The organism is uncultured Clostridium sp. (genome assembly GCF_963515715.1).
Taxonomy (GTDB): Bacteria; Bacillota; Clostridia; order Clostridiales; family Clostridiaceae; genus Clostridium_AW.
Genome location: NZ_CAUPZS010000014.1, coordinates 58,088 through 72,086, shown reverse-complemented (window position 1 = coordinate 72,086; position 13,999 = coordinate 58,088). Strand labels below are relative to the sequence as shown.

Below are 13,999 nucleotides of genomic sequence, written 5' to 3'. Positions count from 1 at the left end.
AAATTTTTATTTAATGATTTGATTGGCAATAACAATCTTCATTACCTCGGAAGTTCCTTCGTATATTTCCGTTATTTTAGCATCTCTCATCATTCTTTCTAATGGATAATCTGTCATAAAGCCATATCCACCGTGAAGTTGAACTGCTTTATGGGTTACAAACATAGCGGTCTCTGAAGCAAATAGTTTTGCCACAGCAGCTTCTTTAGTAAATGGTTTACCGGAGTCTTTTAAGTAAGATACCTTATAAACAAGGAGTCTTGAGGCATCTATTTTTGCCTCCATTTCTGCTAAATACCATTGCAAACCTTGAAATTTAATTAATGGCTTACCAAATTGAGCTCTTTCTTTAAGATATTTTATTGTTTCTTCCATAGCTCCTTCAGCAATACCTAGAGACTGAGCGGAAATTCCTATTCTTCCACCATCTAGTCCAGCCATTGCAATTTTAAAACCTTCTCCAACTCTTCCAAGTAGATTTTCTTTAGGTATTTTAACATTTTCAAAGATTAATTCTGCAGTAGAAGAAGCTCGAATTCCCATCTTATCTTCTATTTTTCCTATGGTAAATCCAGGGGTGTTTTTTTCTACTATGAAAGCTGACATTCCTTTAGTTCCTTTGCTTTTATCTGTCATAGCAAGAATCACATAAACATCTGCTTCGCCGCCGTTTGTAATAAAGCATTTTGTTCCATTTAATATATATTCATCTTCATATAATACAGCAGTAGTCTGCACGTTAGAGGCATCGGATCCAGCATTAGGCTCGGTTAAAGCAAAGGCTCCTAACCATTGACCGCCTATCATTTGAGGTAAATATTTATTCTTTTGCTCTTCTGTACCGAATTTAAATATTAAATTAACAGGAAGATAATGAACTGATAATATAGCGGAAATAGAGCCGCTTTTTTTAGAGATCTCTTCTAGTACTATAGTTTTTGATATTTCATCTCCCTCAGCACCACCGTATTCCTTAGGGAAACCTATAGCACAAAAACCGAAATCACCTAATTTCTCAAAAACTTCTCGTGGGAATCTTTGAGTTTTATCAATATCTGCGCTTATAGAAGTTATTTCATTATCAACAAACTCTTTAATAGTTTGTCTGATCATAACATGCTCACTGGTAAAATCAAATTTCATTTATATAGCCTCCTTGAATTTAATAATAATTTTAAATAGTAATTTTCATAACTTCTTCTTTAAAAATTCTTTCATCCATTTCTTTTAAATCTTCTGATATCAATGGCATAAATTCCATATTAGCCAATATGTCTTTTTCTAAGTCTATTCCTGGAGCAATTTCTATTAGCATAAGGCCTTTATCAGTTAGTTTGAATACAGCCCTTTCTGTAACATATAAAACATTTTGGCCGGATTCATTTGCATATTCAGCACTAAAAGTAATCTGTTCTACTTCATCTTTAAACTTTTTACTTTTACCTTCTTGTAATATTTCTAATTTGCCATCTTTAATATTGGTTTCTAATCCTTTAGCAGTGAAGGTACCACAGAAGATAACTTTTTTTGTACTTTGAGATATATTCACGAATCCTCCTGGGCCTACAACTCTACCACCAAATTTGCTAACATTTACATTACCTTTTTTATCAATTTCAGCTGCACCTAAGCAAGCTACATCTATTCCACCACCATCGTATAGGTCAAATATAAATCCTTGTTCATGAATAGCTTCAGGATTATATGTGGCACCTATGCCAAGACCAGAGGCAGGAACACCGCCCATTACTCCAGATTCAATAGTCAATGTAAACTCACTTGAAACTCCTTCTTCACCAGCAACAGCGGCAACGGATTCAGGTACTCCAATTCCTAAGTTTACTAGCATATTTTTCTTTATTTCTAAAACACTTCTTCTTCCACAAACTTTTCGTTCATTTAAATCCATTGCTTCAAGGCTGTCTAAAGGTCTTTTTATTTGTCCTGTCCATTCAGGAACAAAGTTTGGGTATAAGAAAGATTGAGGACAATTTTCTGGTTTACCTACTACTACATAATCTACTAGATGACTATGGACTCTGACTCTATGAGGATCTAGAGTTCCGTATTCTGTAACTCTTTCTACTTGGGCTATAACAATTCCACCGGAATTTTTAGTAGCCTCAGCCATAGAAAGTTGGTCTGCAAATACTGCTTCATTTTCGAAAGTTAAATTTCCGTGAGTGTCTGATGTAGTTGCTTTAATGAAGCATACGTCAATAGGAAATGACTTATATAATAAATAGTCTTTTCCTCCAATTGATATAAGATCTACAATAGATTCTTTTTTTGCTAATTCATTTGCACAGCAGCCTTCTATTCTTGGATCAGCAAAGGTTTTTAAGCCAATATGAGTTAATACTCCAGGTTTTTTCCCCGCAATGGCACGCAATAGATGGACTGTAACTCCTTGAGGAACTGTATAAGTTGGAAACAGGTTTTTGGAAACTAAAGCGCCTAATTTAGGTGCTAGTCCAATATGACCGCAATAAAGTTTTCCAATTAAACCTTCATAAGCAAGATGATTTAATCCTCTTTCTTTTCCATCGCCTATACCTGCACAATAGAAAATTGATAGATTATTTGGCTTTTCCTCACTTAAATATTTTTCTTTAAGTGAAACTAAAAGTTCTTCAGGAATGGTAAAACCAACAAATCCTCCAATAGCCAAGGTTTGATTATCTTTAATTAAATCAATAGCAGCCTTAGATGAAATTATTTTACACATGCAAATCCTCCTTATATTTATAAATATTTATTTTCTACGGTAAGTTGGGGAATAATGTAAATAATAAAATTGCAAATCCCGTTGCTATAATTGGTAGAACAACTGTAAGCCAAAATACTGGTCCGTATCCATCTTTATGAGATTCTCCACAAATACCGTTTAACGTAGTTACTACATAACCATTGTGTGGTAAGGAATCTAATCCTCCAGCGGCTATAGCTAAAATTCTATGCAGTGCATCAGGAGCAACTCCCTTAGCTAAGAAAATAGGTGATAACAATGGTACAGCAATTCCCATGCCACCAGAAGCAGAACCTGTTATACCTGCTACTAAACAAACTCCAATAGCAGCCCCAACTAGTGGAGGACCAGGTATTTTTACTATGGCATCAACTAAGATTGTGAAAGCTGGAACAGCCTTTACTACTGAACCAAAACCAACAACAGCACAAGTATTAGCTATGGCGTTTACAGCAGAAACAGAAGCTTTACCAAAATCATCAGAAAGTTTTTCCCATTCTACATATTTATTTAAAATAATAAGTCCTATAATATTACCGCATAGAACAGCTACCTCTACCTTGAAATTAAATACGTTTAAAAATATTATTGAACTAATCAAGGGCAATAATGATAAGAATCCAGGAGGTAGTCCCTTATCTCCATTAGACTTTATATTATCTGAATTTCTAGAAATGAAGTGTTCTCCATTGTTAACAGCTGTTTTAATCATTTTTTCCAACCAAATCTGACCAACCACTAGCATGATGGCAGCAGTTATAAATCCTACAGTAGTTCCTGCCATTGGCGTTGTGTTTAAAAATTTAATAGGAATAATATTATGAATTTGAGGGGTGCCAGGACAAGTCATAGCAAAAGTTATAGAACCGAATATAATCGTTCCTGGTATGAATCTACGAGGGAGATTAGCTTCTTTAAACAGCATTAGAGCTATAGGATAAACGGTAAAACCAACAACAAATACACTAACGCCGCCATAAGCTAAAATACCACAAGCTAAGGTTACAGCAAGGACAGCCTTATCCTTTCCAAGTTTTGAAACTATTAAATGAGCTATGGATGCAGCAGCACCTGTTTCTTCCATGAATTTACCAAATATAGTACCAACTAAAAATACAGGAAAATAAGATTTGAAAAAAGATACAAACCCTGCCATATATGTATCAGTTATGGCATTATAAAGATTTAATTGGCCTGTAATAGCAACTATAGCTGAGCATAAAATGGCTATTATAATGATGTGGTAGCCCCTCATAATAAGAAAAGCTAATAGTCCTAATCCTAGAAATAACCCTAAAATACTTAACATTTAATACCCTCCTTGTTTTATATAATTTGTGTCAAGAGGTGTTTTAAACTTACACCTCTTGATATGAATTGTTAAATATATAACAATTCATAATATAAAGTTCTATGATTCTATATAGCATTATCCATGCCATAACCCTATTGATTTGTAAAAATATTCCTCAATATGGAATAAAGGATGATTGTAAGATGATTATAGTAATAAAATCTTTAAATTAACTGTATAAATATTTATAATATGTAGAAATTCTTCTACAATAATTGTTAAAGCTTTGTTATACTTAGGTTTATTGAAGAAATTCAGATGAAGAATCAATAGAAGATTAAAAAGCTGTAGAAAAATTTCTACAGCTTTTTAATTTAATACTTTATTTATTTTTAAAGATAGGGGTTCTTTTTTCTACGAAGGCTTTCATACCTTCTTCTTTGTCTTCAGAAGCAAAGCATAGTGCGGCTAAATCTTTCTCTAACTCAAGCCCATTAAATAAATCCATTTCCTTACCTCTATCAATAGCAATTTTTGAGTATTTTATGGCTAGGGGAGCTTTGCATATAATATTTTCCATCATAGTTAAAGCATCTTTTAATAATTCTTCAGTAGGCACTATTTTGTTTACTAGTCCTATGGCTTTAGCTTCATCAGCCTTAACAAATCGGCCAGTATAAATTAGTTCTTTAGCCATGCCTACACCAACCAATCTAGTCAGTCGTTGAGTACCTCCAAAGCAAGGTATTACTCCTAGATTTACCTCTGGTTGTCCAAATGTGGCTTTAGTAGAAGCAATTCTTATATCACAACTAATGGCAAGTTCACATCCACCACCTAAAGCATACCCATTAACTGCAGCAATTACCGGTTTTTCTAAATTTTCTATATCGTTAAATACCTTTTGAGCAAAAGAGGCATAATCTCTGCCTTCTTCAGATTTATAAGGGAGCATTTGGACAATATCTGCCCCTGCAACAAAAGCTTTTCCATTACCACCAGTTAGTATTACTCCTTTGATTTCTGATTTTTCTTTTGCATATTGAATTACTTTTTCTAATTCTTTTAATGTTTCATTATTTAAAGCGTTAAGAGCCTTAGGCCTATTAAAAGTTAAGGTTAATATTGAATTTTTTTCTTCTAGTAATATGTTTTTAAGATCCATTTATATTTACCTCCTAAATTTTAGTTTTGTATATAATAGAGCAAGTATTGTACCAATATAGCTTTAACTGTATGGTATAATATTACTTAAATAGTAATTAAAGGAGAGAAAATAATGGTATGAATAAGTTTAATAATATAATTAACGATGAAGAGAATTATAAACTTATTTTTGAAGAAATTTTAGATATGACAGAGGATGGATTCGTAGTTACCTCAACCAATGGGACCATATTAGAAATAAATAATGCCTATTGTTCATTTTTAGAAACCACAAAGGAAAAAGCTATAGGCTATCATATAAGTGAATTTATACCAAATACTAAAATGCCTCAAATTGCTGAGAAAGGTATAAAAGAGGTAGATATGATTCATGATCTTATTGGAGAAAGAACTTATAAGGGGGATAAATTTTTATTTGTAACAAGAGCACCAGTTAAAAAGAACGGAGAAGTTATTGCAGCAGTAGCTCAAGTTAAATTTAGACTACATACAATGAAGTTAGCTCAAAAATTGATTAAACAGGACAAAGAAATTAAATATTATAAAGATGAGTTGCAAAGACTGGGGGAAAGTAAATTTGCTTTTAATAAAATATTAGGTAATAGTGAATGTTTTTTGGAGACTTTAAAATTAGCTAAAAAAGCATCCAGCAGTACCTTATCAGTATTAATAAATGGTGAAACTGGAACGGGAAAAGAAGTTTTTGCCAATGCTATACATTATGCATCGCCTAGAAAGGACAAGCCATTAATCACCATAAACTGTGCTGCTATACCACATGAGCTTTTGGAATCTGAGCTGTTCGGTTATGAAGAAGGATCTTTTACAGGAGCAAAAAGAGGTGGAAAAAAGGGAAAATTTCAATTAGCTAATAAAGGTACAATTTTTTTAGATGAAATTGGAGACATGCCTTTACATATGCAGGCTAAACTTTTAAGAGTTTTACAAGAAAATGAAATTGAGAGAGTTGGAGGGGATAAACCTATACCAATTGATGTAAGGGTCATTGCAGCTACACATCAAGATTTAAGAAAATTAATAAAAGAAAAGAAATTCAGAGAAGATTTGTACTATAGATTAAACGTAATAAATATAAAAATACCCCCATTAAGACAAAGAAAAGAAGATATAGATTTATTTATTAATAATTTTTTGAAACAATTAAACAAAAAATATAAAACTAATACGATTATTTCTCAAAGAGCTAGAGAATTGTTATTAAGCCATAGATGGCCTGGTAATATTAGGGAATTGAAAAATGTTATTGAAAGCGCTTATGTTATAGCAGATAAAGATATAATAGGGATAAAGCATCTACCTTCCAATTTGCTAACAGTAGATAGTAGTTCGGTCATTGGTTCCAATAAAAATAATTTAGATTTAATATTAAAGGAGTTTGAAAAAGATATAATTATTGAGGCCTTAATGGAAAATGATTATAAGATATCTAAAGTAGCAAAGGAACTGGGAATTCATAGGACGACCTTGTATAAGAAATTAGAAAAGCTAGATATTAAAATACTAAAACAAATCGAGGATTAGTTTGATAGATTAAATGTTATATAATAAAAATATGGAGGATAGTTTATATGAAGAAAATAATCCTGATATTATCAATAATTATATTAATGAGTTCAATACTATATTTTCAGAATAATAGCATAGTTATAACAAGACATAAGATAAAGAGTAGCAAAATTCCAAAGGAATTTAATAATATTAAACTATTACATCTATCTGATTTACACAGTAAAGTTTTTGGTAAGAACAATAAACAAATTATAAACAAAATAAATAAAGAGCAACCAGATATTATAGTTATAACTGGAGATTTGATAGATAGAAGGAGTTACAATGAAGAAAAAGCAATGTCATTGATCCACGGAATTAAAGATATAGCTCCTATATACTATGTGACGGGAAATCATGAAGGATGGTCTAATAAGTTTTCGTTCTTGGAAGTAAAGTTAAAAGAAAAAGGAGTGATTGTATTAAGAAATGAATCCATATCCATAAGAAAAAGTGAACAAGAAATATTTATCTTAGGTATAGATGATCCATCATTTAATACAATTGGATATAGAGAAAAATATAAAGACTATGATATTGCCAAAGAAGAAATAGAAAAAATAAAAAGGGAAAATGCTTTTAATATATTACTTTGTCACAGACCAGAGTTATTTGATCTTTATGTGGAAAAGGACATGGATTTAGTATTTACAGGACATGCTCATGGAGGACAAATAAATATTCCGTTTTTAGGTGGAATAATAGCTCCCAATCAAGGTTTTTTTCCTAAGTATCATAAAGGTGTATATAATGAGAAAAATACTAATATGGTAGTAAATAGAGGATTAGGCAATAGCCTTTTTCCCCAAAGACTTTTTAATAGACCTGAAATTGTATGTGTAGAATTAGTAAAAAAGTAAAAATTGCTATATAATTAATTTATATTGTATTTTTAAGGAGATGAGTTTTAAATGGATGAACTAAATTTGGAAATAATTATTGAAGATATTCTAAATTTTGGTGCAAAATATGCAAAAACTTTTAAAACCGAGGAACTAGAGTTTTCAAATAAATTTAGAGAATACTGTGAAGAAAATCGTTGTGGCAATTACGGGACTAACTGGATGTGTCCTCCAGGGGTTGGAGATATGGAAAAATTAAAATTAGAGGTCATGAACTTTGACAAGGGTATTGTTTATCAAACAATTTATCCTGTAAAAAACATAAAGGATAGAAATGAAACGGATAAAATAAGAGATATGCACAATGATTTTACTAGAAGATTAACTGAGCATTTAAGGGACAAGCACAAAATATCTAATCTCTTACCTATGGGAGCTGGACCATGTAAAATATGCTCAAGCTGTGCTTATTCAAAGGAAGAGAAGTGCTATTATCCTGAAAAAGCTATATCTTCAGCGGAAGCTTATGGAATAAACTTAGGAACATTACTAACTTCCTGTGGACTTAAATTCAATTATTCTGAAGATACACTAGCATATGTTGGAATGTTTTTGTTGTAAATTTGTGATTTAATAAATAAAAATTGCGACCCATGGAAAATTATAATTTTAAAATAATTGATTATCTAAAAAGGGGAGCTAAGTACATAATGATGTCACTTCGGAAAAAGGTGTTCCTCACATTATATACTTAGTTCCTTTATGTTTTACAAATATATTTTCAAATATTGATTGCTATACATATTGTAAATACCTATTTATTGTGTAAAACTTAAAAATGCTATGTAATGTGGCCTATACTTTTAAAGATGATTATATCAATAGATAGTAGATGATAGATGTAGTGAAAATTCCATTGAGGGAATTTTTTCATTATCTAAAAATCTAAAAAACTATATATCTAAACATCTAACTAAATAAGCTTTAAGAGTTTTGCCGCAATTTTTATTTTATCTACATAACATAAGTCTTAATAAATTTCTTACCTCATCCCCGCTATTTTGTTCATTGTAATAATTTATAAATTTTAACAGTATTGAAGTATTTATTGTAATTGTACTAATAGATAACAACTCTAATAGTTTATATTTAAGGACATTTATATCTAAATTATTGTCAGGATCGGCATAGATATCAAATAAATTATCTAAAGAGGTGTTAATTATTATATTATTTCTATAAAACTCTCCTTTGTCTATAGCATCATTAAAATATTTTATAGCAATAGCATACTTTCCTATACACTTATAAGCTACTCCAAGTCCATGATAAATTTCAGGAGAATATTTATCGATATATTTATAAGTATTTAAAGGTTTATAGTTATCTATTATATATAAGTATGTATCTAAGCATTTTTTAATATTTTCAGTGTCTTTAATCGCTGAATAAAGCTCTAATAAATTAATTATAGATGTTAATTTAATCTCTTCTTCAGAGTTAGGTAAAATTGATAACAAATATGAGTTTAGTTGTATAGCTTCAATATATTGGCCTTTTTCTTTAAGGCAATTTGATTTTAGTACTATTAAATCAGCTGTATCCACTAAACTTTCTGGCGGCAAATTCTTTTCTATATATTCAATTTCCTTTAATGATTGGTCAAATAAATTAAGTTTTTTATAAGCTAATGCATTATTAAACAATACATCAAAACATAATCTGCTATGAATACTACCATTATTAATATAGGAATAAACAATGTTTCCAAAGTGTATACTTTCCTTATATTTAGTTAGCATAATGCAACAATAGGATATTCTAGATAAGACTTTCAAAAATTTAATATCATTAAAGGAATTATAATAATTTTCAAAAGCTTTTATATAATAAGTATAAGCTAAATAATACTCTTTCTTTGCCCTAAACATATCACCTATTTTTTCATATAAAAGTATTTTCTTTTCTAATATATCCAATATATCATAGTCTATATTTATTAGAAAACTCTCTATATTCTCTATAATATCTACAAAATCCATTTGTGAATCCTCTTTATAATTTGTTAACAAATCTATAAGCTTATCAAAAATATCATTTATATGAGAGGGATCCTTTTTAATCAAAGAATCTTCTATTATATAAAAATTTAAACTTTCATTAGCAAACATGCTATTAATATTATTAATTGTAGTTTTAAGTGCAAACTCACATTGGGTTATGTCTGTAAGTTCCATTTTGCCCCTCCTAAATTCTGAATATTATATATATTATAATACATAAACATACAAAGTAAATTAATTTATTTACTATTTAAGGTATTTATAGTATATTATATATAATAAAACAAATTTAGGGGGGGTAAAATGGTTAAAAGAAAAAAAGTCGCAGCTTTGATTTTAACTATAAGTTTAGTTTGTAAATTTATGTATGTAAATTTCGGCATGATTAACAATAATACTAACGTTACAAAGATTGAAGCAGCACTAAATAATGACAATATAATAATGTATTATGATCCACATCCAAAGGGTTGAGTTAATTATACTAAGCATGTTTTATAAAAATTAAATAAAGACAAAAAGAGTATAGCCTAAATGGTTATACTCTTTTTGTTTTGATGAATCTTGATTTTGCTCCTCAGTTGTAAATCGAAGTTCCATATTAAAATATAATAAATAATTATTGATAAACGATAAAATGTGGTATATAATGTAATTAAGAATTTTGAAAAGGTGAGAGGAATATGAAAAAATCTTATGGGGATATAAAGGAAACTATAATAGCTATAATTATCACTATTATAGCAGCACCATTGCATGAGCTAGGACATTGGTTTGGATATAGAGTAGATGATATACCTGCTGTAATTGGTTTTAATTATACAGAGCCTTTAGGAGATGCAATAAGTATTTATGGATTATTAGGAGGACCTGTAATGTCTTTAACACTTGCCTTAGCAGGAGTTGTTGCATTGTATATCACCGAAAAGAATAAAGATGTATGGGCATATATAACTATAATTATGTGTTTAACAAGATTAGATACTTATTTATTTTCTATACTAGGTGGGGTAAATACTTTCTATATAAATGATGAAGGTTTAATAGCAAAAGCCATGAATTTGCCCGTTTGGATGACTTATGGTATTTTTCTAGCTGCATTTTTAATGATTATATTAGCTGTGGTTTATAAATTAAGAGGCCGTATTAGGGAACATATAAAAAAATTTAAATTAGCATATATTCTACATTTTTTCGTTACTATAATTTTTGTGATTAGAATAATCTAAGAAAAACATTTAATTATATAAATTAAATAAGGAGGAAGATTTATATGAAGGAAATAAAAACTTTAAAAACACTTTTAAATATTCTTGCGATTATTGTTATAATATTTGGAGGAATGAATTTTTATAATAATAGAAATTCAATGACATTATTAAGTAATATAGTGTTTATACTTATATTTATGGCAACACTGGTAGTGATATATAAATTGAAAAAAATTACAGATACTGTTAGAAATAGAAATATGTTTATAGAAAGAAATAGGAAAAATTTTCAGGAAATAGGGTATATATTTTTATTTATAGCAGTCATAAGTTGCTTTTGGGAATCAAATAGTATGAGTATAATAAACTTATTTAGCGTATTTGCAATCAGATTAGAAACTTTAATATTGGTGATATTATCATTATTAGCTTTTATATTATCCCATGTATTCTATGAAGCTTATAAACTAAAAGAAGAAAATAAATTAACTATATAGGTAATGATTATGGCTATAGTTGTAAATTTGGATGTTATGATGGCTAAGAGAAAGATTTCTCTTAATGAACTTTCGGAAAAAGTAGGTATAACCCCTGCTAACCTATCTATATTAAAAACTGGAAAGGCAAAAGCTATAAGGTTTTCTACCTTAGATGCTATTTGCAGTATACTTCAATGTCAGCCAGGCGATATTTTAGAATACAAAAATGATGAAGAATTATAACAATTAATTTATTATAAGAGAATTTATTTAAAATTGTAAGCTCTCCTTTATTTCGTTTTTGTAATATATTTCAAAAATAAGAAATAATTTATATAAAGCATTAAAATGTATAAAGTTATGCATCCAGAGTTAAACTAGGAATAATTATTGACAATGGATTTTCACAATAGTATATTAGAATTAAACACAATGAAGTGTAACGTGAGCACAGGAGCTCCATAGGTAATTAAATTACCTATGGAGTTTTTTGTTCTAATTTTTAACCACAGCGAATAGAAGTATTTTAAGAAAGGAGAAATAACGTGAATAGTTTTGAAATTAAAACCAAGATTTATTTTGGAGAAAGTTCCTTAGATATGCTTTCTCAAATAAAAGATAAAAAAGTTTTTATAATTACAGACCCTTTTATGGTTAAATCAGGAACTATAAGTCTCATTACAGAGAAGCTAAAAGATGTTCAGTATGAAATATTTTCAGATATAGTTCCAGACCCTCCCATTGAAACCGTTGTAAAAGGAATTGAGGAGATGGGGAAAGTAAATCCAGATATACTTATAGCACTAGGTGGAGGATCTGCTATAGATTCTGCTAAGGCAATAATGGATTTTTCAAAGAAAATACTAGATAACAATGATATAGAATTTATAGCTATACCTACTACTAGTGGAACAGGTTCAGAAGTTACATCTTTTGCTGTAATTACAGATAAGAGTAAGGGAACAAAATATCCGTTAGTTTCTCAGGAGTTGTTACCCAATATTGCTATACTTGATCCTAATATGGTTAAAAGTGTGCCAAACTTTATTACAGCAGATACAGGAATGGACGTATTGACCCATGCATTGGAAGCATATGTATCCATAAATGCTTCTGATTTTTCTGATGCTCTTGCTGAAAAAGCAGTTTCTTTGGTATTTAAATATTTGATTAGAGCATATGAAAATGGAGAAGACATGGAAGCTAGGGAAAAAATGCATAATGCTTCATGTCTAGCAGGGTTAGCTTTTGATGCAGCAGGATTAGGACTAAACCATGGTATTGCCCATGCAATAGGAGGTAAATTGCATATTCCACATGGCAGAACAAACTCTATTCTTCTTCCACATATAGTAGAATATAATTCTGAAATTAATGGTTTTGGAAGCCATGAATGTAGCAGAGCTGCTCTTAAGTATGCTGATTTATCTAAAGTGTTAGGACTTCCATCCTCTACTCCAAGGTCAGCAGTGAGAAGCTTAATAAATGAAATAAAAAAGATGCAAAAAACTATGAATATGCCAACTACACTAAGAGCATGTGATGTAGAGCTCAGCAAGATAGATGGAGTAAAAGAGGAAATTTCTGAACTTGCACTAAAGGATGCATGTACCGCTGCAAACCCTAGAATTTCTACAAAAAACGACATCCTTCAAATTATTGATAAAATTAAGTCATAAAAATCTTGACAATATTTTGAGAAAATTCTATAATTGAATTAGATACAATGTAGTATCAAATTATTAGTAAGCAAAGAGGCTTCTTAAAAATGAAATTTTATTTTTAAGAAGCTTTTATTATTTTAAATGTGAAGTAGGTTGATTATATGAATGAAGAAAAGCAGAGGATGATACAAGAATATGTTCCAGGTAAACAAGTAACTCTCGCTCATATCATTGCTAATCCTAATGAGGATATATACAAAAAATTAGGATTGGTGACAGATAGAAGGGATGCTATTGGAATACTTACTATAACTCCAAGCGAAGCATCTATAATCGCAGCTGATGTAGCAACTAAATCAGCGGGCATTGCACTTGGCTTTGTGGATAGATTTAGTGGATCAGTGGTATTAACAGGTGATGTATCTTCGGTTGAATCAGCTTTAAAAGAAGTGGTTAATGTGCTTCAAAATCTTCTGAATTTTTCAGCTGCTAAGATAACTAAGACTTGATAAAGGTGAAAATATGAAAAAGGTAATTTTTATTGGAAGAACTGGAAGCGGAAAAACCACATTATCTCAAATGATAAATAAAATAGATTTAGAATATAAAAAAACTCAAGCAGTTGAGTTTTATGATAATATTATAGACACTCCTGGGGAGTATATAGAGAATAGAGTTTATTATAGAGCGCTGATTGTAACTGCAGCAGAAGCTGATGTTATAGCATTAGTACATGATTGTACTCAGGAGGAAGGATACATACCTCCAGGTTTTGCATCAATATTTTCTAAAGAAGCTATAGGAATAATTACAAAAATAGATTTAGCTAAAGACGAAGACCAGATTGAAAGAGCAAAAGAAAAATTAGAATCAGCAGGTGCTACGAGAATATTTAAAGTTTCTTCAGTAAAAGATATTGGCATAAAAGATATGCTCGATTATTTAAGATAAAATAGCTGAG

General features: G+C 30.0%; 15 protein-coding genes. 10 read left to right on the top strand and 5 right to left on the bottom strand.

The features are described 5' to 3' along the window. Positions 1-6: 6 nt before the first annotated feature. From RYO54_RS11185 to RYO54_RS11170, 4 genes are all read right to left on the bottom strand, one after another. Positions 7-1,143 carry an acyl-CoA dehydrogenase gene (locus tag RYO54_RS11185; RefSeq protein ID WP_315118630.1) on the bottom strand — a complete coding sequence of 379 codons (1,137 nt, stop codon included), beginning with the start codon at positions 1,141-1,143 and terminating at the stop codon, positions 7-9. Between the two features lie 31 nt (positions 1,144-1,174). Beyond that, positions 1,175-2,728, bottom strand: coding sequence for a CoA-transferase (locus RYO54_RS11180; RefSeq protein ID WP_315118628.1), 1,554 nt, complete (start codon positions 2,726-2,728; stop codon positions 1,175-1,177). A 34-nt stretch (positions 2,729-2,762) separates the two neighbouring features. Then, positions 2,763-4,058 carry a GntP family permease gene (locus RYO54_RS11175; RefSeq protein WP_315118627.1) on the bottom strand — a complete coding sequence of 432 codons (1,296 nt, stop codon included), beginning with the start codon at positions 4,056-4,058 and terminating at the stop codon, positions 2,763-2,765. A 367-nt stretch (positions 4,059-4,425) separates the two neighbouring features. Continuing rightward, entirely contained in the window at positions 4,426-5,208 is a 783-nt protein-coding gene (locus RYO54_RS11170) for an enoyl-CoA hydratase-related protein (protein WP_315118625.1), read from the bottom strand. Between the two features lie 119 nt (positions 5,209-5,327). Here RYO54_RS11170 and RYO54_RS11165 point away from each other — a divergent pair, with 119 nt between their 5' ends. Genes RYO54_RS11165 through RYO54_RS11155 form a run of 3 tightly spaced genes read left to right on the top strand, consistent with a single transcriptional unit; the run spans position 5,328 to position 8,242 of the window. Then, positions 5,328-6,752 (top strand): sigma 54-interacting transcriptional regulator, encoded by a 1,425-nt coding sequence (locus RYO54_RS11165; protein ID WP_315118623.1) that lies wholly within the window; start codon positions 5,328-5,330, stop codon positions 6,750-6,752. Positions 6,753-6,799: 47 nt separating this feature from the next. Next, the gene (locus RYO54_RS11160; protein WP_315118621.1) at positions 6,800-7,639 is read left to right on the top strand and encodes a metallophosphoesterase; all 840 of its coding nucleotides are present in this window, start codon (positions 6,800-6,802) and stop codon (positions 7,637-7,639) included. 51 nt (positions 7,640-7,690) lie between these two features. Next, positions 7,691-8,242, top strand: a complete 552-nt coding sequence (locus tag RYO54_RS11155) for a DUF2284 domain-containing protein (protein ID WP_315118619.1) — start codon at positions 7,691-7,693, stop codon at positions 8,240-8,242. A 389-nt stretch (positions 8,243-8,631) separates the two neighbouring features. On the opposite strand, the gene RYO54_RS11150 is transcribed toward RYO54_RS11155, so the two are convergent. Continuing rightward, entirely contained in the window at positions 8,632-9,858 is a 1,227-nt protein-coding gene (locus tag RYO54_RS11150; protein WP_315118618.1) for a hypothetical protein, read from the bottom strand. A gap of 129 nt (positions 9,859-9,987) precedes the next feature. Between RYO54_RS11150 and RYO54_RS11145 the strand changes: the two genes are divergently transcribed. The 7 genes from RYO54_RS11145 (at position 9,988) to RYO54_RS11115 (ending at position 13,989) form a co-directional block, all read left to right on the top strand. Continuing rightward, complete coding sequence (locus RYO54_RS11145; protein ID WP_315118616.1) at positions 9,988-10,158, top strand: hypothetical protein; 171 nt, start codon at positions 9,988-9,990, stop codon at positions 10,156-10,158. Between the two features lie 209 nt (positions 10,159-10,367). Next, the gene (locus RYO54_RS11140) at positions 10,368-10,913 is read left to right on the top strand and encodes a hypothetical protein (protein WP_315118614.1); all 546 of its coding nucleotides are present in this window, start codon (positions 10,368-10,370) and stop codon (positions 10,911-10,913) included. Between the two features lie 44 nt (positions 10,914-10,957). Beyond that, positions 10,958-11,392 carry a DUF2975 domain-containing protein gene (locus tag RYO54_RS11135; RefSeq protein WP_315118612.1) on the top strand — a complete coding sequence of 145 codons (435 nt, stop codon included), beginning with the start codon at positions 10,958-10,960 and terminating at the stop codon, positions 11,390-11,392. Positions 11,393-11,401: 9 nt separating this feature from the next. Then, positions 11,402-11,617, top strand: coding sequence for a helix-turn-helix transcriptional regulator (locus RYO54_RS11130; RefSeq protein WP_315118610.1), 216 nt, complete (start codon positions 11,402-11,404; stop codon positions 11,615-11,617). Between the two features lie 302 nt (positions 11,618-11,919). Further along, complete coding sequence (locus tag RYO54_RS11125; protein ID WP_315118609.1) at positions 11,920-13,053, top strand: 1-propanol dehydrogenase PduQ; 1,134 nt, start codon at positions 11,920-11,922, stop codon at positions 13,051-13,053. 146 nt (positions 13,054-13,199) lie between these two features. Continuing rightward, positions 13,200-13,547: a BMC domain-containing protein gene (locus tag RYO54_RS11120; RefSeq protein WP_315118608.1), complete on the top strand. Its 348-nt coding sequence runs from the start codon at positions 13,200-13,202 to the stop codon at positions 13,545-13,547. Between the two features lie 13 nt (positions 13,548-13,560). Further along, on the top strand, positions 13,561-13,989 hold the full coding sequence (locus RYO54_RS11115) for a EutP/PduV family microcompartment system protein (RefSeq protein ID WP_315118607.1): 429 nt from the start codon (positions 13,561-13,563) through the stop codon (positions 13,987-13,989). The last annotated feature ends 10 nt before the right edge of the window (positions 13,990-13,999 follow it).

Excerpts from the sequence above, each read along its gene's own strand:
- RYO54_RS11135 (WP_315118612.1), top strand. The coding sequence starts at position 10,958 with ATGAAGGAAATAAAAACTTTAAAAACACTTTTAAATATTCTTGCGATT.
- RYO54_RS11170 (WP_315118625.1), bottom strand. The coding sequence starts at position 5,208 with ATGGATCTTAAAAACATATTACTAGAAGAAAAAAATTCAATATTAACC.
- RYO54_RS11185 (WP_315118630.1), bottom strand. The coding sequence starts at position 1,143 with ATGAAATTTGATTTTACCAGTGAGCATGTTATGATCAGACAAACTATT.
- RYO54_RS11155 (WP_315118619.1), top strand. The coding sequence starts at position 7,691 with ATGGATGAACTAAATTTGGAAATAATTATTGAAGATATTCTAAATTTT.
- RYO54_RS11165 (WP_315118623.1), top strand. The coding sequence starts at position 5,328 with ATGAATAAGTTTAATAATATAATTAACGATGAAGAGAATTATAAACTT.
- RYO54_RS11180 (WP_315118628.1), bottom strand. The coding sequence starts at position 2,728 with ATGTGTAAAATAATTTCATCTAAGGCTGCTATTGATTTAATTAAAGAT.
- RYO54_RS11175 (WP_315118627.1), bottom strand. The coding sequence starts at position 4,058 with ATGTTAAGTATTTTAGGGTTATTTCTAGGATTAGGACTATTAGCTTTT.
- RYO54_RS11160 (WP_315118621.1), top strand. The coding sequence starts at position 6,800 with ATGAAGAAAATAATCCTGATATTATCAATAATTATATTAATGAGTTCA.
- RYO54_RS11150 (WP_315118618.1), bottom strand. The coding sequence starts at position 9,858 with ATGGAACTTACAGACATAACCCAATGTGAGTTTGCACTTAAAACTACA.
- RYO54_RS11145 (WP_315118616.1), top strand. The coding sequence starts at position 9,988 with ATGGTTAAAAGAAAAAAAGTCGCAGCTTTGATTTTAACTATAAGTTTA.
- RYO54_RS11115 (WP_315118607.1), top strand. The coding sequence starts at position 13,561 with ATGAAAAAGGTAATTTTTATTGGAAGAACTGGAAGCGGAAAAACCACA.
- RYO54_RS11120 (WP_315118608.1), top strand. The coding sequence starts at position 13,200 with ATGAATGAAGAAAAGCAGAGGATGATACAAGAATATGTTCCAGGTAAA.
- RYO54_RS11140 (WP_315118614.1), top strand. The coding sequence starts at position 10,368 with ATGAAAAAATCTTATGGGGATATAAAGGAAACTATAATAGCTATAATT.
- RYO54_RS11130 (WP_315118610.1), top strand. The coding sequence starts at position 11,402 with ATGGCTATAGTTGTAAATTTGGATGTTATGATGGCTAAGAGAAAGATT.